General features: G+C 57.4%; 14 protein-coding genes and 2 pseudogenes. All 16 read left to right on the top strand.

The window, feature by feature from the left end; genetic code table 11:
* The first annotated feature begins 202 nt into the window (after positions 1 to 202).
* Complete coding sequence (locus AC0L3A_RS00080; RefSeq protein WP_240543182.1) at positions 203 to 703, top strand: UDP-N-acetylglucosamine--LPS N-acetylglucosamine transferase; 501 nt, start codon at positions 203 to 205, stop codon at positions 701 to 703.
* Positions 700 to 1,203 (top strand): glycosyltransferase, encoded by a 504-nt coding sequence (locus AC0L3A_RS00075; protein WP_473253289.1) that lies wholly within the window; start codon positions 700 to 702, stop codon positions 1,201 to 1,203. The genes AC0L3A_RS00080 and AC0L3A_RS00075 overlap by 4 nt, the downstream gene beginning before the upstream one ends.
* Positions 1,204 to 1,345: 142 nt before the next feature.
* On the top strand, positions 1,346 to 2,335 hold the full coding sequence (locus AC0L3A_RS00070; protein ID WP_473253287.1) for a glycosyltransferase family 2 protein: 990 nt from the start codon (positions 1,346 to 1,348) through the stop codon (positions 2,333 to 2,335).
* Between the two features lie 20 nt (positions 2,336 to 2,355).
* Positions 2,356 to 2,855: pseudogene (locus tag AC0L3A_RS00065) on the top strand (IS5/IS1182 family transposase); the annotation flags it as partial.
* A gap of 489 nt (positions 2,856 to 3,344) precedes the next feature.
* Complete coding sequence (locus tag AC0L3A_RS00060) at positions 3,345 to 4,409, top strand: Gfo/Idh/MocA family protein (protein ID WP_085358670.1); 1,065 nt, start codon at positions 3,345 to 3,347, stop codon at positions 4,407 to 4,409.
* 4 nt (positions 4,410 to 4,413) lie between these two features.
* On the top strand, positions 4,414 to 5,889 hold the full coding sequence (locus tag AC0L3A_RS00055) for an oligosaccharide flippase family protein (protein WP_473253286.1): 1,476 nt from the start codon (positions 4,414 to 4,416) through the stop codon (positions 5,887 to 5,889).
* A 28-nt stretch (positions 5,890 to 5,917) separates the two neighbouring features.
* The gene (locus tag AC0L3A_RS00050; protein ID WP_473253285.1) at positions 5,918 to 6,439 is read left to right on the top strand and encodes an acyltransferase; all 522 of its coding nucleotides are present in this window, start codon (positions 5,918 to 5,920) and stop codon (positions 6,437 to 6,439) included.
* Between the two features lie 93 nt (positions 6,440 to 6,532).
* Positions 6,533 to 7,708 carry a DegT/DnrJ/EryC1/StrS family aminotransferase gene (locus AC0L3A_RS00045; RefSeq protein WP_085358674.1) on the top strand — a complete coding sequence of 392 codons (1,176 nt, stop codon included), beginning with the start codon at positions 6,533 to 6,535 and terminating at the stop codon, positions 7,706 to 7,708.
* Positions 7,705 to 8,706: an NAD-dependent epimerase/dehydratase family protein gene (locus AC0L3A_RS00040; RefSeq protein ID WP_247399284.1), complete on the top strand. Its 1,002-nt coding sequence runs from the start codon at positions 7,705 to 7,707 to the stop codon at positions 8,704 to 8,706. Before AC0L3A_RS00045 ends, AC0L3A_RS00040 begins: the two co-directional genes overlap by 4 nt.
* A 227-nt stretch (positions 8,707 to 8,933) precedes the next feature.
* The gene (locus AC0L3A_RS00035) at positions 8,934 to 9,788 is read left to right on the top strand and encodes a glycosyltransferase (protein ID WP_473253284.1); all 855 of its coding nucleotides are present in this window, start codon (positions 8,934 to 8,936) and stop codon (positions 9,786 to 9,788) included.
* Between the two features lie 489 nt (positions 9,789 to 10,277).
* Positions 10,278 to 11,417 carry a DegT/DnrJ/EryC1/StrS family aminotransferase gene (locus AC0L3A_RS00030; RefSeq protein WP_473253283.1) on the top strand — a complete coding sequence of 380 codons (1,140 nt, stop codon included), beginning with the start codon at positions 10,278 to 10,280 and terminating at the stop codon, positions 11,415 to 11,417.
* An 81-nt stretch (positions 11,418 to 11,498) separates the two neighbouring features.
* A complete protein-coding gene (locus AC0L3A_RS00025; protein ID WP_247399278.1) occupies positions 11,499 to 12,440 on the top strand; it encodes a glycosyltransferase family A protein in 942 nt (313 codons plus the stop codon).
* Positions 12,441 to 12,571: 131 nt separating this feature from the next.
* On the top strand, positions 12,572 to 13,738 hold the full coding sequence (locus AC0L3A_RS00020) for a glycosyltransferase family 4 protein (RefSeq protein ID WP_247399276.1): 1,167 nt from the start codon (positions 12,572 to 12,574) through the stop codon (positions 13,736 to 13,738).
* The gene (locus AC0L3A_RS00015; protein WP_247399274.1) at positions 13,735 to 14,460 is read left to right on the top strand and encodes a polysaccharide deacetylase family protein; all 726 of its coding nucleotides are present in this window, start codon (positions 13,735 to 13,737) and stop codon (positions 14,458 to 14,460) included. The genes AC0L3A_RS00020 and AC0L3A_RS00015 overlap by 4 nt, the downstream gene beginning before the upstream one ends.
* 313 nt (positions 14,461 to 14,773) lie before the next feature.
* The gene (locus AC0L3A_RS00010) at positions 14,774 to 15,835 is read left to right on the top strand and encodes an O-antigen ligase family protein (RefSeq protein WP_473253282.1); all 1,062 of its coding nucleotides are present in this window, start codon (positions 14,774 to 14,776) and stop codon (positions 15,833 to 15,835) included.
* An 87-nt stretch (positions 15,836 to 15,922) separates the two neighbouring features.
* Positions 15,923 to 16,235 (top strand): annotated as a pseudogene (locus AC0L3A_RS00005) (helix-turn-helix domain-containing protein); the annotation flags it as partial.
* Between the last annotated feature and the right edge of the window lie 68 nt (positions 16,236 to 16,303).

The following is a 16,303-nucleotide window of genomic DNA, read 5'->3' as shown; positions in this document are numbered from 1 at the left end:
ACCGATTCCGACGGCCCAACCCTCTGATGACCCTCTCGGCCGATGTTAAATAATTTAATAGATATTTTGACAGTTAAATTATTTAATGCTAGTTAATCAAAAATCGGAGAAGTTTCCACTTAACTCCGCATGATTGTTCGAACTCACTTTTTCTCGTCTGCAGCCGGGACTTCCGGTTCACGAGTCTAAAGGAGGCCAAGCCATGTTTCGAGGCTTCATGCTGCAGCAACATCCAAGTGTGCGGTCGGCGCGCCATCGTCCAAAACTGTTGGCGGTTTCCTCGGGAGGAGGGCACTGGGTGCAACTCTTGCGCATCAAGGACGCCTTCGAAGGTTGCGACGTCGTTTTCGTGACTGTTCACGAATCCTATCGCGCGCAAGTGGCGGGTCACAAATTTTACGTGGTGAACGATGCCAATCGTTGGACCAAGATCAGGCTTTTGCAAACTGCCCGAAGCCTCGCGCGCATCATTTGGAGTGAGAGGCCCGATATCATCATTTCTACGGGGGCCGCTCCGGGATATTTGGCGCTGCGACTCGGACGGATTATGGGTGCGCGAACCATCTGGCTCGATAGCATCGCCAACGTAGAGCATCTCTCGATGTCCGGGTTCAGGATTGGTCGTTCTGCCGACCTTTGGCTGACGCAGTGGCCTCACCTGGCGCGCCCCGAAGGACCCCACTATGAAGGTGCGGTGCTATGATTTTCGTGACGGTCGGAACGCAGGGGCAATTCGACCGCTTGATCCGGACCATCGATGAATGGGCCGGCGTGCGTGGAAGAACGGACGTGTTCGCCCAAACGGGTCCGGCAGAATATCGCGCCCGGCACATCCGCGTCGAACGGTTTATTGATCCCAGCGAATTCAGGAGATGTGTGGAATCAGCAAGTCTTGTGGTCGCCCATGCGGGCATGGGGTCGATCATCACGGCGCTCGAGCTGGGGAAGCAGATCATTGTCATGCCTCGCCGAGCGGAGCTGGGCGAGCATCGAAATGATCATCAGGTCGCAAGCGCAAGGCGTTTCGCCCAACAAGGCCGGATCGTCGTTGCTCTCGACGAGAAGGAATTGGTCGAGAGGCTGGACCGAGTCGGCTCTGCTGAAACCGCCGAGCGGCTCGGCGGGCAAGCATCATCTCATCTCATAGACACCATTCGGACGTTCATCGACGCGGAACATACTCCTATTGAGAATAGAACGTAATGGCCGGAGGTGTTGCTATCTTGAACGAGGTAATCCTTGATCTCTGGTGCTTGTCGCTGGGCTGAACGGATAACGGGCAAAATGTCTCACGCGACTGGTTACCCCGGTTTGAGAACGTTTGTATCGTCTTCGGAGGCTTGCAATGGACGTTAGTATCATCGTCGTAACCCACAACACGCGCGAGATGACGATTGAATGTATCCGTTCGATTTTGGAGCAAACGACCAGGGTTCGATATGAGCTGATCGTGTTCGATAGCGGATCCACTGATGGCTCTTCGGAGGCGATCAGGGAACATTTCCCGGCCGTCAAGCTGATCACGTCGGAACGGGATGTTGGTTTCGGCAAAGCCAACAACATCGCAGCGAAAGGTGCACGGGGGCGCCGGCTGTTACTCATCAATCCGGATACTGTGGTCCTGGACCACGCGATCGATCTTCTTAATGAATTTGCCGACACTGCTCCCGAATGTCGCATATGGGGAGGGCGCACTGTCTTCGCCGATGGATCTTTGAACCCGGCATCATGCTGGAAGTTTGCGACGTTATGGAGCGTGTTCTGCTGGGCCGTTGGATTGAACCTATTCAAGAGCAGCGCGGCGTTCAGTCCGGAAGCCTATCCAGGCTGGAAGCGGGATTCGGTCCGGTCCGTCGACATCGTATCGGGCTGCTTTTTCCTGATTGAGCGCGCGCTCTGGCAGGACCTCGGAGGGTTCGACCCGGTGTTTTTCATGTATGCGGAAGAGGCCGATCTGTGCATTCGGGCGCGAAAACTTGGTGCCCGGCCGAAGATCACTCCAACGGCAACCATCATACATTACGGTGGAGCTTCATATCCTCAGAAAAGCGAGCTCCGGATCCACCTGCTCGCCGGCCGCGTGACCCTGATGGACCGACACTGGTCGCCCCTTTCCCGAATGATCGGCAGGGGATTGTATCTGCTCATGCCGTTAACGCGATGGCTTGGATATGCAGCGGCCGCAGCGCTATGGCGGAACAAGGATTATGGCGCGAGTGCACGTCAGTGGAATGAGGTCTGGAGGAACCGCTGGCGGTGGGCAAATGGTTGGACAGACGCAGCCGTAAACGCCGTGGCCACTGAGGAATCTAAGACTGCCGGGCAGTTTGGCTGAAAGGGCCGATCGGGGAACTCGCCCCGGAGGTCGAATGCATCGGCAGCGGCAAAGCCGCTGCGCCCTGCGAGTTTTGGCATCAAAGCCTCCACCGTCACTAATAACCGGCCTGCCCCGGCAGCCGGTTCGTGCTGACGCCGAGGCGTTGCCGGACAGCTCTTACGATGGTCACCTCCCGCGCCAGGTCATTGGCGATACCGAGACACTGAGCGGATGTGCGATCGAGCGGGGCTATGTCGACAGGGGATAACGCCTGACGCGCAAAATCCACACGAGTCTTCATCTCCGGCCAGAGACGCGTCGTCTTCGGCGACATCAGGCGCGAGCTGCGACGCCCATCCGCGAGCCCATGATCAGCCATCCGAACAAAGGCCACCTCGGCCGCTGGTATTGCGAAGGCCCGCGCCGGCGATACCGCCAACGTCATCCTCTTTGCCGTTGGCCACCGCCGATGGCTGAGGAACTTCTCATCCCGATCGCTGTATGGCGCGTCTTCGCAACTCCAGTCGCAAATAATCCGGTTTGGACCGACGGCAGGCCTGCGCAACTAACCGTGACGCTCTGCGACTTCCGTGAAGTTCAGGATCCGAAGGAGTCTTCGTGCAGAGATCAGTACCGTTCACGAACCGTGCTGCGAGTCCGCTCAACAAGTTGTCGTCAGCCGGTTAGGGGTGAGAGGCCTTCACCAACAGCCTGAATACCAGATCCAGCGCCTGCGCTGTTCCCTGGCCCGACCGTCGCTCACATTAAATCCGCAGTGCGCCTTGAAATTAATGCGTAGTGAATTTAAATTTGCCTTGCTAATTAATATATGCCCAATTATTATATTAAATGTGGTTGTCGTTGGTCGGTGGCCGCCGATGCTTCAGGGCCTGAGACTGTCGAGCAGTTGCTCACTCCATTCGCGCTGGGCCGACCATGGATCTACCCGCATACGCCAGCAACGCGAGAGAGCGCATAGGACTGCTTGATGTTCCCACCGTCATCGTTAATTGGAGTACCCGCGAGAATGTCGAACGAGTCAATTGGAGTTGCAGTCATCGGATACGGCTATTGGGGACCGAACCTCGTCCGCAATTTCGCCGCTCATCGATCGGTGCGTCTAATCGGCATAAGCGACCTCGATTCGGAAAAGCTCGAGGCCAGCAAGCGTTTTTATCCAGGGGTAATAACGACGTCTTGTTACGATGAGCTTCTCAAGAACCCAGCCGTCGATGCCGTGGCCATCGCTACGCCGGTTCATACGCACTATCAACTGACTTTGGCTGCACTTAAGGCAGGGAAGCATGTTCTGGTGGAGAAGCCGCTTGCACAAAATTCGGATCTCGCCCGACACCTGATTGATGAGGCGGCCCGGCGCGGTCTGACATTGATGGTGGATCACACTTTTCTCTACACGCCGGCCGTGCAGAAAATCCGCGAGCTCCTACTCAAGAAAGAGCTTGGTAGTGTCTATTACTACGACAGCACGCGCTCTAGCCTCGGCCTGTTCCAGAGCGACGTCAATGTGATCTGGGATCTGGCGGTACACGACATTTCGATCATCCATAATATCCTGGATGAGGAGCCCGTTGCGGTTTCGGCGACAGGATCGTGCCACGTGGTCGGCTCTCCGGAAAACATGGCCCATATCACCTTGTTCTTCGATAGTGCATGTGTCGCGCACGTCAGTGTTAACTGGCTCTCCCCGATCAAGGTCCGCCAGACGTTTATCGGAGGCAGCAAGAAGATGATCGTCTATGACGATCTTGAACCGACCGAAAAGATCAAGGTGTATGACAAGGGTATCACCGTCGATGGCCCCTCCGATAAAGCTCATCAATTCCGAATCGGTTATCGGGCTGGCGATATGTGGGCGCCTCACGTTTCCCCCAAGGAAGCGCTGCTGATAGAGGTCGAGCACTTCATCGATTGTGTGCGGAGCGGCACGCCGCCGATTTCGAGTGCCATGTCCGGACTGCGGGTGATCGAGGTCCTGGAGGCTGCATCGCGCTCGATCGCCAAGCACGGCAAACCGGTCCTGCTGAAACGGCAGCAGCGCGGGATCCCGGAACGTGCGACGGCGACGGCTTGACGCGATGAATTCGGTACAACGTTCCATCTTGTTTTCGGCGGCCGACCGTTACGGCAGCCTTGCGCTGTTCATTGTTGCAACGGCGGTCCTCGCGCGTCTGCTGTCGCCGGCGGAATTCGGAGTCTATGCGGTCGTCAATGCCATCACCGCAGTAATTGGCGCATCCTTTCAGGAGTTCGGGGGCGGAAATTATCTGATTCAGAAGCGTGAATTGTCTCCAGCCAATGTTCGCTCGGCTTTCACCGTCGCGCTTGGAATCTCGATTGCGATTGCGCTTCTTCTTTTTGTTCTTGCGCGTGCGCTCTCAGATCTCTTTGCCGAGGAAAGCCTCAAGAGGGGCATCGAGGTTTCAGCGCTGAATTTTCTTCTGGCACCATTTTCCGGGACAATTTCTGCCTTGCTGCGTCGAGACATGCAATTCGGTACGTTGGCCCTGTGCAACTTCGCAGCAAGTGTGGCGGTTGCTCTGGTCTCAATCGGACTTGCGATCGCGGGATTTAGCTATATGGCCCCAGTATGGGGGGCCCTGGCGGGAAGCGTGAGTCTGACTCTGGCGCTGCTCGCCAGTCATCGAGACTTCGGCGCACTGCGTCCCTCGCTCCACGAATGCCGCGACATCGTCAGCTTTGGCCTCTATTCGAGCGGGGTCAGCGTCATCAACGTATTCTACAATCTGGCGCCCCAGCTGTTCCTTGCAAGAATTATGGACTTTATGTCCGTCGGACTGTACAGCCGAGCGATCAACCTGACGCAAACGTTCGACAAGCTCGTTACGCAGGTATTGAACCCTGTAATCATGCCGGTGATTGTCGCCAGGCGCCAAGCGGGGGACGACCTGAAGGCCGTTTATCTTGAGGCAATCGAGCTACTTTCCGCCGCGCATTGGCCGTTCCTGATATTCGTGGCCATTATGGCCCGACCGATCATCGCGATCTGGCTCGGCGAGACGTGGCTAGAGGTCGTGCCTCTCGTGCGCCTGCTCTGCATCGCCAACATGGCGCTTTTTGCAGCATGCTTGAGTTATCCCATGCTTGTAGCGGTTGGAAGCGTGCGGGACGCTTTGGTCTCTTCTTTCATCTCGCTACCTCCGTCGCTGCTTGTAATTTTTGCCGCATCCTTCTTCGGTGTGCAAGCTGTCGCCGCCTCCGCGGTTTTGACGTTGCCCTTCCAGGCGGCCGTCGCGATCTATTTTATCGGGCGGCATCTAGGCCTCAAGCCAACAGATATTACTCGCACGTTGATGAAGAGCGGTATCGTCACGGTAATAACCGCTTTCGGCACATCCGGCTGCGCGGCGCTGACGGAAGCGGGAATGTTGACATCGCTCGGAGGTTTGGCCTCGGGATTGGGCGTTGCGGCGCTTTGCTGGTGGCTAGGGCTGCTGATGACCGGCCACCCGCTACTGCATCATCTCCATGTCGCCGCAGCTGGTCTCGCCCGTGTTGCACCCAAACTGAGGCCGTCACGTTCGGCCCTATAAGGCATTCTGGCGATTTTTGGAGGCGGAGATGCCCATCACAAGCGACGTAAAGCTCGGCAAAGACGTCACGATCTATCATCCTGATCTAGTCAACCTGTATGGTTGCTTCGTCGGTGACGAGAGCAAGATAGGAACCTTCGTGGAGATCCAGGCGGGGGCAAAGATAGGCGCGCGTTGCAAGATATCGTCGCACAGCTTCATCTGCGAGGGCGTCACGATCGAGGACGAAGTGTTCGTCGGCCATGGTGTGATGTTCACGAACGACAAATATCCGAGGTCAACAACCGCCGATGGCCGTCTTCAGCAAACTTCGGACTGGACGCTCCAGCGAACTCATGTCGGGAGGGGAGCGTCGATCGGCTCGAACGCCACCATTCTGTGCGGAGTGACGATCGGAGAGGGGGCCTCCGTAGGGGCGGGTGCGGTGGTGACGAGGGACGTTCCGCCTGGCGCTGTCGTCGCGGGAGTGCCCGCTCGGGTATTGTCTGCGGCTGAAACGGCGGTCTTGGGCGATCGCGGCTCAGCAGAGGCGCTTCGTAAACCATTTTAAATTACCACATAAACGGCAAGATTTAATGATTGATTAAATATAATATTGCGGGTTAAATGTATTATAATGTTGGTCCAATAGAGGACTTGAATGTTGATACCCTTCCTGGATCTGAAAGCCCAATATAGCCAAATCAAGCCGGAAATCGATGCCGCGGTCGCGAGAGTCGTCGGCAGCGGGCACTTTGTGCTCGGCCCAGAGGTCACTGCCTTTGAGGGTCGCTTCGCGGAATATTGCCGGACCGCCCATTGCCGCGCGGTGAACAGCGGAACCTCGGCACTTCATCTTGCCTTGCTGGCGGCGGGCGTCGGAACCGGTGACGAAGTCATCACGGTATCCATGACCTTCGTCGCGACAACCGCCGCGATCCTCTACAGCGGAGCCAGGCCGGTGTTTGTCGACGTCGACCCGGTAACATGGACGATGCATCCCGGTTCGATCGAGGCTGCGATAACACCGCGAACGAAGGCGATCCTGCCGGTTCATCTCCACGGGCAGATGGCCGATATGGACTCCATTATGGAGATCGCCCGTCGTCACGGTCTGGTCGTTATCGAGGACGCCGCGCAGGCGCATGGCGCGGAATACCGCGGACGTCGCGCGGGCTCGATTGGCGATCTGGGATGCTTCAGCTTCTACCCCGGCAAGAATCTTGGAGCCTTTGGCGAGGGCGGGGCCGTCGTAACCGATCGGCCTGAATTGGCACGCCGCGTGTCACTGCTGCGGGATTGGGGACAGGAGACGAAATACAATCACGTCATTCCCGGATACAACTATCGCATGGACGAAATTCAGAGCGCGATACTGAACGTCAAGCTGAACTACATTGAGCGCTGGACGGAAGCTCGTCGTTCGCTCGCTGAGCGATACAATGCACTGCTGTCTGATCTTTCATGCCCGCGTCCCCAGCCGCCCCCGTACGCCCGTCACGTGTATCACGTCTATGCGGTCAGATTGCCGTGGCGCGACGAAGCGCTGACGCTATTGCGTGAAGCCGGCATCGGCGCCGGGATCCACTATCCCGTTCCGGTGCATCTGCAGACTGCCTATGCAGAACTCGGTTATCGTGCCGGTGATCTTCCCGTCACCGAGATGCTGGCGAACGATTTCCTCTCTCTTCCCATTTATCCAGAGTTGCTGCCGGAACAGGTGGTCGAGGTTGCCTCCACACTCAGGAGCGCGGCACTGCGGCCCAGCGAAGTGACGAGCGACCGAGCAGAGCATCCTGAGAGTCTCGTGACAAGGTCCCACAACAGGAGAGCGTCTTGATTGATCTCAAGGGAAAACGCGTTCTGGTCACCGGCGGCGCAGGTTTCATCGGCTCCCATATCATCGACCAGTTGTGCGACGAGGGCTGCATCGAAATCGTCGCTCTCGACAACATGGTGAGAGGTCGGCCGGAGAATCTTCGCCGGGCGCTGGGCCGCGGGCCGGTGCGGCTAGTCCAGGGCGATATACGCGATGGCAAGCTGATGAGCGCGCTGGTCAAGGCGGCCGATCTTGTGTTTCACCAGGCTGCACTGCGCATCACGCACTGCGCCGCCGAGCCTCGTCTTGCCAAGGAAGTCATGGTGGACGCCACGTTCGACCTGCTTGACCTCTGCGTCAAGCATGACGTCGAGAAGGTGATTGCCGCCTCCTCTGCATCGGTCTACGGCATGGCGGAGGAGTTTCCCACGACCGAGCGACAGAATCCGTACGATAACCGAACTCTGTACGGAGCCGCCAAGGCGTTCAATGAAGGTCTGCTGCGCGCGTACAACGACATGTACGGCCTCGACTACGTGGCGTTCCGATACTTCAACGTCTATGGCAGCCGTATGGACCTGCATGGACGATACACGGAGGTGCTGATCCGCTGGATGGAGCGGCTGGAGGCCGGCCGGCCTCCGGTTATCTTCGGTGAGGGCCGCCAGACCATGGATTTCGTGCACGTCCGCGATGTCGCCCGCGCCAATATTCTCGCGGCGAGGGCAAAGGCGACGGACGAAGTGTTCAACGTTGGCACCGGCAACGAGACCAGCTTGGTGCAGCTCGCTCAAGCCCTCGCGTCTGTGATGGGACGGCAAGGAATAGGCCTGGAGTTCGCACCAGAGCGTTCGATCAATCCTGTGCCACGCCGGCAGGCATCTACCGGAAAAGCGGAGCGCCTGCTGGGCTTCCGGGCCACGACTGGGCTTGAGCAGGGCCTGTCGGAGCTCGTAAAATGGTGGCGCGCGGAACGCGAGCTCACGGCCGGTAGTCCACCACAGGCGGCTGTATCGTGATTGCGATCGCAAGGCCGCTTCCCGCCGATGAACAGGACGGTCGAGCGTGTAGTGGCCGGTGTCCTTAGACGCACGCAGGTGCAACCGTCGCGCGTGAGTTCGCCCTGTTATCGGGTGCCTGCATCTACCGCGGGTGATCAGCCGTGAGGCTCGAGCACCGCTAGTGAGCTGACCGAACCGTTCGCCTAGAACGTAGCTACATCTGATCCATCCCGCTCCGGCCTGCCATGATTTCGATCATCGTCCCAGCCCACAACGAGAGTTCCGTTATTGCACGGACGTTAAGCCAATGGGTCGGCGACGCGCCCTTGGACGAGATCCGCGTGGTGGTCGTTTGTAACGGGTGTACAGACCACACTGCGAACGTCGCCCGACGCTTCGGTCCAACCGTGCATGTTGTCGAATCAGACATCGCAAGGAAAACCCACGCCCTGAATCTCGGTGATCAAATCTCAAGCGTGTTCCCGCGGATTTATGCTGATGCCGATATTGTTATTACGGTAGACGCCGTTCGAGCTCTGGCAAGACGGCTGGAGCAAGGCGACGTTTTGGTGGTGGCGCCTACGGCTGATATCAATCTGACGGGCTGTTCCTGGCTGGTCCGTAAATACTATGGAATTCGGTCACGGCTACCATCCTCTCGCGAGGGAATCGGCGGGTCCGGCGTATACGCCTTATCTGAGGCTGGGCGCCTGCGGTTCGGCGAGTTTCCTGACGTCACGGCTGATGACACCTATGTTCGGCTTCAGTTCAGACCAGAAGAGCGGGACACGCTGTCCTGCGCGAGGTCCACAGTATTCGCCCCACGTACTGTGCTGCAGCTGATCGCGGTCAGAACTCGTGCCTACAGGGGAACATTCGAACTCGCCAGGCGCTTTCCCGAGCTGCGCGTAAACAAAGGGGAGGTTAACGATCGGACGCTCATCGCTTTGTTCAAAGAACCCCATTTGTGGCCCGGATTGTTGATCTATTGTTGTGTCAACATTGTCGCTCGGTGCAGGGCGATAGTCGCGCGTGGAGCTGATCGATGGCAACGCGACGAGACGTCTCGTGCGGCGTTATCTGCAGATGCGCCACAATGAAGAGGAATTTCGGTGTTCGAAACGGACGCATTTTCGTCAGAAAGCCTCTAGCGGCCATACCGGGACGCCACGCAGGATGAGGGCAAGTTCCCAGATCCCGTGAGCACATAAAAATTGACGCGAAATCAAAGCGCCCACGGTAGAAATTTATCTTGATATTAAATCTTTGATAATTTAAATTTAAATTTTGACTGGTTGAAATTAAATGCGAGGCATCGAAACGCAGCGGGAAGCGAGTTGAGGGTGCTTATCATCGACGACGCGTCGTCGATGACTCGCTTTCAATCGCGCGATGCCCAGAACTGCGGGCGTTCACGTTCGCCCCAGGCGAGCCTTCATTGCAATGGTTCGCGGAGCACGAGCTGAAGAAAGGTGTCGAGATGACCGCGTTGAATCTTCTGGTTCCTCCTGAGTTCATGCATTGACGAGAGAACAGATGATCGAGAGTTCGCAAGAACGCAAGGTTGGAATGAAGGAGGCGCTCGTTTCATGATTCCGATTGCGAAGCCATTCCTAGATACGACAGAAGCCGACGCCGCGCGCGAAGCCGTTTTGTCCGGTTGGTTGTCGCAAGGTCCACAGGTGACAGCCTTCGAACGCGAATTCGCTGCCTTGACGTCTGCCCGATATGCCTGCGCCGTGTCAAATTGCACGACCGCGCTCCATCTCGCGTTGCTCGCGAATGGTGTCGGACCGGGCGACGAAGTTATCACGTCCAGCCACTCCTTTATCGCCACTGCGAACAGCATTCGATATTGTGGAGCGACGCCGATCTTCGTCGACATAGACCCGGCGACCTACAATGTCGATCCGGAATGCGTCGCCGAAGCGATAACCGATCGCACTCGGGCGATTCTAACCATCCACCAGATGGGGATGCCTTGCGATTTGAAGTCGCTCCTCGGCGTGGCAAACCGCCATGGCATCGCGATAATCGAAGACGCCGCTTGCGCGATTGGCAGCCAGGTCAAAATGAATGGCGACTGGGACTTGATCGGTAAACCGCACGGGGCAACAGCCTGCTTCTCCTTTCACCCTCGGAAGGTCATCACGACTGGTGAGGGCGGCATGTTAACGACGCTTGATCCCGATCAGGATCGCAAGCTCAGGCTCTGGCGTCAGCATGCGATGGACGTGCCCGACACGGTGCGACACCGCTCACCGCAAGTTGTATTCGAGAACTACCTTTTCGTTGGGTTCAACTACCGGATGACGGATGTGCAGGCTGCGGTCGGGCGAAAACAGCTCGAACGGCTTCCTGATTTGATCGCGCGTCGGCGCGCACTCGCGGCTCGCTACAGCGAGCTGCTGGGCAATCTGGACGGATTGACCCTTCCGTACGAGCCGGAGTGGGCTCGATCCAACTGGCAGAGCTATTGCGTGCGACTACCTGATCGAGTCGATCAGAGAGCGGTGATGCAGAGCCTTCTCAATCAAGGCATTGCCACACGGCGCGGTATCATGTGCTCGCATCGCGAGGCGCCGTACGCCAACGCTGAGCAGCGCCACGATTTGCGTCAATCCGAACTCGCGCAAGATCACTCGATCTTGATTCCGATGTATGCACAGTTGAGCGAGGACGAACTCGTCCGTATCGCGGAAGCTCTCAGGAATGAGTTGTGCCGATGACCGCGGTTGGCTGCGCCCATTTGTGCTGTCCATCCCAGTTTCTGCTCGAGCCGGTTGGGCGGCGGTACGGGAGGTGGGCGCGTGGCGAAAGTTGACATCGTTGTTCCCTGCTACAACTACGGTCGTTTCCTGGAAGGATGCGTCCGTAGCGTACTCGAGCAATCGTGCGGGGACCTGCGGGTGCTGATTATCGATGACGCGTCTTCGGATGATTCGGTTTCTGTGGCGCAGAAGTTGGCCCATGCGGACTCACGAGTCAGCGTCATCTCCCACCCGCAAAACTGGGGTCACATCGCCACATATAATCAAGGAATTGAATGGGCATCGAGCGACTACTTTCTGCTTCTCTCGGCCGATGACTTGTTGGTTTCGGGCGCGCTCGAGCGAGCTGTTGCGGTCATGGACGCAAATCCAGACATCGTGCTCACTTATGGGAAAGGTGTTTCTTGGCACGATGATTTGCCGCCGCCAAAAATGGAGGCTAAGCACGCTAACACGTGGACGCGACAGGATCTGGTTCGCGAAATGTGCGTCATCGGTGCCAACATGGTTAACACGCCGACCGCAATCGGTCGAACATGCATTCAGAAGGCGGTCGGTGGGTACCGCGCGTCCCTGCCTCACAGCGGCGATATGGAGATGTGGTTGCGCTTCGGTGTACACGGTGCGGTTGCGAAATTTGATGCGGTGCAAGCCATATACAGAAAGCATTCATCCAATATGTCCAGTTCATACTGGAGCGAGGATGGGTCAGATTATTCCCATCGTAAGGCGGCATTCGACAGTTTCTTCGAAGAATACATGGATCGCCTTCCGGAGGGGCGGGGCTTAAGGACAATGGCCTATCGTATGCTAGCTGAAACGGCTTTTTGGCGTGCCATTGGCCGCATGCGTCGAGGCTATATCAACAGCGGCCTCCAGCTGCTCCGCTTTTCGATTGATCTCAATCCGAGGTTGCGTTTTGGACCGCCGGCTGGATCGATCCTGAGGCGAGCATCTACCAAGGTTTTCGGACGGACGTGACAAGCAGCCATTTTGTTAGCGTGGCCAGGAAGCTCAAAACCTTCGGAAAGTCCGATCATAAAAAGTGGCGCGGGATAGTGGAACGATCCTTTTCGACAAGTCCCGTTTGATCACTTCTGTAAGGAAGTAAGATGAGTCAGTGCCACATCTCCGGCAGCCAAGCAGCGCGGCGGATTGCATTCGCCACGATCGGTGATGCGCGTGAGGTCAGGTTCTGGTCGGGCACTCCGTTTCACATGTCGAAATCGCTGGCAAGCGAAGGCCACGAGGTTGTCCATGTCGGTCCGCTGACCGCGCCGATCCTGCCTCTTTACAAGGCATATTCCAGAATCTGCCGTATGCTTCGCACGCGCGGCATCTCCCCATTCCATGCGGAGCCTGTCGTCAGACAGTATGCAGCCGACGCGGCGCGCAAAATCCGCGCCGTGTCGCCCGATGTCGTGGTGGCTCCAGCCGGATCTACGTTTGCCTGGGGTGTGCCGGACGGGGTTCCCCTCGTTTATGCGTCCGACGCGACCTTTCGGCTGGTTGAGGACTATCATCCTAACTACAGGAACTTGTCGCGTGCCGCCCGGGAGATCGCCGAACGCTTGGAACGCGACACAATCGCGCGCGCGGATCTGGTCCTTTACCCGTCGGAATGGGCCGCTGAATCCGCGGTTAGGGATTACGGCGCCGACCGCGCGCGGGTGCATGTCATTCCCTGGGGTGCGAACCTCGAAGCAGCACCGGACCGTGGTTCTGTGCTTGGATGCCGCAAGCCGGGTCCGTGCCGGCTCCTCTTCATCGGTGCCAACTGGGAAGAGAAGGGGGCGGATATGGCGGTCGAGACCCTCGCCGAACTAAGGGACAGGGGCGTTGAGGCAGAGCTCGTGATTTGCGGATGCAGTCCGCCCAGGCCTGTCACCCAGGAGGGCCTGACGATCATCCCGTACCTCGACAAGAATGATCGCGAACAGCGCAACCGACTGGATCAACTTTATCGCGACGCGGATTTCTTTCTGCTGCCGACCCGAGCAGATTGCTGGGGTATCGTGTTTTGCGAAGCGGCGGCCCATGGCGTACCCAGCATTGCGCCGGCTACCGGTGGCGTGCCCTGCGCTATCCGCGACGGCGAGACAGGCATCTTGTTGCCGCCCAATGCGACGAAGGCGGACTATGCGACTGTCATCTCCAAGACCTTTGCGAACCCGGACCGGCTGGCACGCCTGAGGCAATCGAGCCGCGACGCATTCGAGACCCGGCTGAACTGGCGGGCCTGGAGTCGACGTGTCTCAGATCTGATACAAGCCCTATGATTGTCCTAAACTATCACGAACTGGTGGAAGCATCGCCTTCGAATGCGTGGTGCCTGACGCATGAAATATTCGATGCGCATCTCGCGCTTTGCGGGGACATGCTGGTCTCGCCTCAAGCTTTTCTGGAGCATTGCCGCGATTCCAAAGCCAAGCAAAGTGGTGCGGTCCTGCTCACGTTCGACGATGGATTTCTTTCGGACTATACGCATGTCTATGCTCGCTATGTGACGACCGGTCGGATCCCGGGTTTCATGTCCTTAATCCCCGTGGATTTGGTGGGCTCGCCGGGGCGTATGAGCTGGGACATGATTGAGGAGCTTGGTAGGGCCGGCGTTGCAGTTGGCTCTCATGGCATGGCACATGTCGATTTGACCGCCCTCCCGGATGCCGAACTCGATCGCGAGCTTACGGTGTCGAAGTTGATGCTGGAGGAGCGCCTCGGGCAACAGGTTACCCTCTTCGCCTTTCCATATGGGCGCTTTTCCCGACGGGTCTGGGATGCAGCTCTGAAGGCGGGCTACACGCACCTCTTTACAATCCAGCTTGGCTATCATCGCGGGTTCGAATCCTTTCTCTATTCCCGCCTTTGTCTGACGAACAACATGGATGCAGGGTACATGCGCCAGCACTTGCTTGATCCGAATGCGATGCGCGGCTTTGCCTGGAGGATCAGCACAAAACTGGGGCTGTATCGCCAACTCATGCGCTTGCGGTATCGATAACGTCCCCGGTCTAGTGAGGCTGCCAGAACCTTCTTCATAGTGGATGGAGAACTCGGTGGAAAGCATTACAACAAGAATGCCTCGTCAGGTTGGGAATGCGTTGCCTTCCGTCCGCCGACGAGTTGCAGTGGCTCAGCCGACGCGGAGCTCTCGACTTGTTCCGCTGCTCATTTTCTCGCTGGCCATGCCGTTTTATTTCTACGTCGGCCCGACACGCCTGTCTTGCTACCGGCTCGTGCTAGTAGCGACCTTCATTCCGTGTTTGATAGCATGGTTATCTGGATCCGGGCGAGTACGACGGCAAGACATTTTGATGCTTTTGGCTGCAACATGGGGCGCGGCTGTATTGCTGGGCCAGCATGGCATCGACAAAGGTCTGCAGTCGGCAGGCATATTTGTTATAGAGACATTCGGACCATTTCTTTTTGCAAGGCGATATATCCGAGACGTTTTCGCGTTCCAGCACATGGTAAGGTGTCTGGTACTCCTGATCGCTGTCCTTCTGCCATTTGCTCTGTACGAGAATTTCACAGGCACGCCGATTTTGATTGAGTTGTTTGGCAACGTTTTTTCCGTTTACCCGATCGGCTACTATGAGCCACGATGGGGACTTAGCCGAGCTCAGGGCCCCTTCGAGCACCAGATCCTGTTCGGCGTCGTGTGTTCAAGTGCATTCGCCTTGAGCTTTCTTGCATATGGCGTTCCGGCGCACATGGGGCGACTAGGCTCCGGCGTTGTGGCAATGGCGGTATGCTCCTCCCTTTCCGCCGGCGCCTTCCTATCGGTTGCCGTCCAGGTCATGTTGATCGTCTGGGACAAGATTACGGTGAGCGTGACGCGGCGTTGGACAATATTGGCCTCAATCATAGTTAGTGCCTATCTAGTCGTGAGCGCGCTCTCCAACCGTACCCCCTTCGAAGTCTTTATTACGTACCTGACGTTCAATGCTGATACGTCCTACATGCGTGTGCTCATCTGGCAATACGGCACGGGATCAGTGATGATGCACCCGATCTTCGGAACCGCGCTACATCCTTGGGAACGCCCGGAGTGGATGCCCGGCAGCATCGATAATTTCTGGTTGGTCACCGCCGTTCGTTACGGCATCCCCGGCTTCTTGTTTATAGCTGGCGGTTTTCTTTCGGTTTGCTTTGGCCTGGGCCGGCTGAAGAACCTCCCGTTTGACGTAGCGCAGTGCCGAAATGGTCTGATTATCACGCTTTGCGGACTGGCCTTTGCCGCCTGCACAGTCCACGTGTGGGATGCTCCTTACGTCTTGCTCATGTTCCTGCTCGGTAGCGGCATGTGGATGTTTGAGCACAAGAACGAGATCGCTCCTGCCCCGTCCGCCGCGCAAGACACTTATGCCCCTTGAATCATCCATCCCGAGCTGTGAAGATGTCCGCTTTAGGCATTCTAGTACCCACTTTTCTTGGATCGTGAGTCGTGATTCAAGATATGGATGATACCCGAAGCAAGAGACGTCCAGCTTTCGTGGAAAGATCGCAAGTTGCTTGAGGCGTGTTGTCGCTCGCCGGACGTTGCAGCGCGATTTGAAGCGAGCGCGGATCGTTCTGTTGGCGGCGGACGGGCGCAGCATCCGCTCGATTGCCAAAGAAGTCGGGGTCCAGCCTCGGATTGTTAGCCGTTGGCGGCACCACTATTCCGATCATGGCCTGGAAGGGCTGCAAGACAAGCCGCGGCCTGGCAAGCAGCCGATCGATACGAAGGCCACCAACAAGCGGATTCTGAAGCTGCTGGATAAGCGTAACCCTACGCGGTAGGCCGCAGCGCGCTGATCTTTCCAGTTAACCGTTAGAGCTCGTCGGACTCCTCGGTTTTC

It is taken from the genome of Bradyrhizobium sp. MI1.3, assembly GCF_055811695.1.
This window is presented reverse-complemented; position numbering and strand designations above follow the sequence as displayed.

What these genes read in the sequence shown, in the direction of transcription:
- AC0L3A_RS00080 (WP_240543182.1), top strand. Translation starts at nt 203, where the DNA reads ATGTTTCGAGGCTTCATGCTGCAGCAACATCCAAGTGTGCGGTCGGCG.
- AC0L3A_RS00075 (WP_473253289.1), top strand. Translation starts at nt 700, where the DNA reads ATGATTTTCGTGACGGTCGGAACGCAGGGGCAATTCGACCGCTTGATC.
- AC0L3A_RS00070 (WP_473253287.1), top strand. Translation starts at nt 1,346, where the DNA reads ATGGACGTTAGTATCATCGTCGTAACCCACAACACGCGCGAGATGACG.
- AC0L3A_RS00060 (WP_085358670.1), top strand. Translation starts at nt 3,345, where the DNA reads ATGTCGAACGAGTCAATTGGAGTTGCAGTCATCGGATACGGCTATTGG.
- AC0L3A_RS00055 (WP_473253286.1), top strand. Translation starts at nt 4,414, where the DNA reads ATGAATTCGGTACAACGTTCCATCTTGTTTTCGGCGGCCGACCGTTAC.
- AC0L3A_RS00050 (WP_473253285.1), top strand. Translation starts at nt 5,918, where the DNA reads ATGCCCATCACAAGCGACGTAAAGCTCGGCAAAGACGTCACGATCTAT.
- AC0L3A_RS00035 (WP_473253284.1), top strand. Translation starts at nt 8,934, where the DNA reads ATGATTTCGATCATCGTCCCAGCCCACAACGAGAGTTCCGTTATTGCA.
- AC0L3A_RS00030 (WP_473253283.1), top strand. Translation starts at nt 10,278, where the DNA reads ATGATTCCGATTGCGAAGCCATTCCTAGATACGACAGAAGCCGACGCC.
- AC0L3A_RS00020 (WP_247399276.1), top strand. Translation starts at nt 12,572, where the DNA reads ATGAGTCAGTGCCACATCTCCGGCAGCCAAGCAGCGCGGCGGATTGCA.
- AC0L3A_RS00015 (WP_247399274.1), top strand. Translation starts at nt 13,735, where the DNA reads ATGATTGTCCTAAACTATCACGAACTGGTGGAAGCATCGCCTTCGAAT.
- AC0L3A_RS00010 (WP_473253282.1), top strand. Translation starts at nt 14,774, where the DNA reads ATGCTTTTGGCTGCAACATGGGGCGCGGCTGTATTGCTGGGCCAGCAT.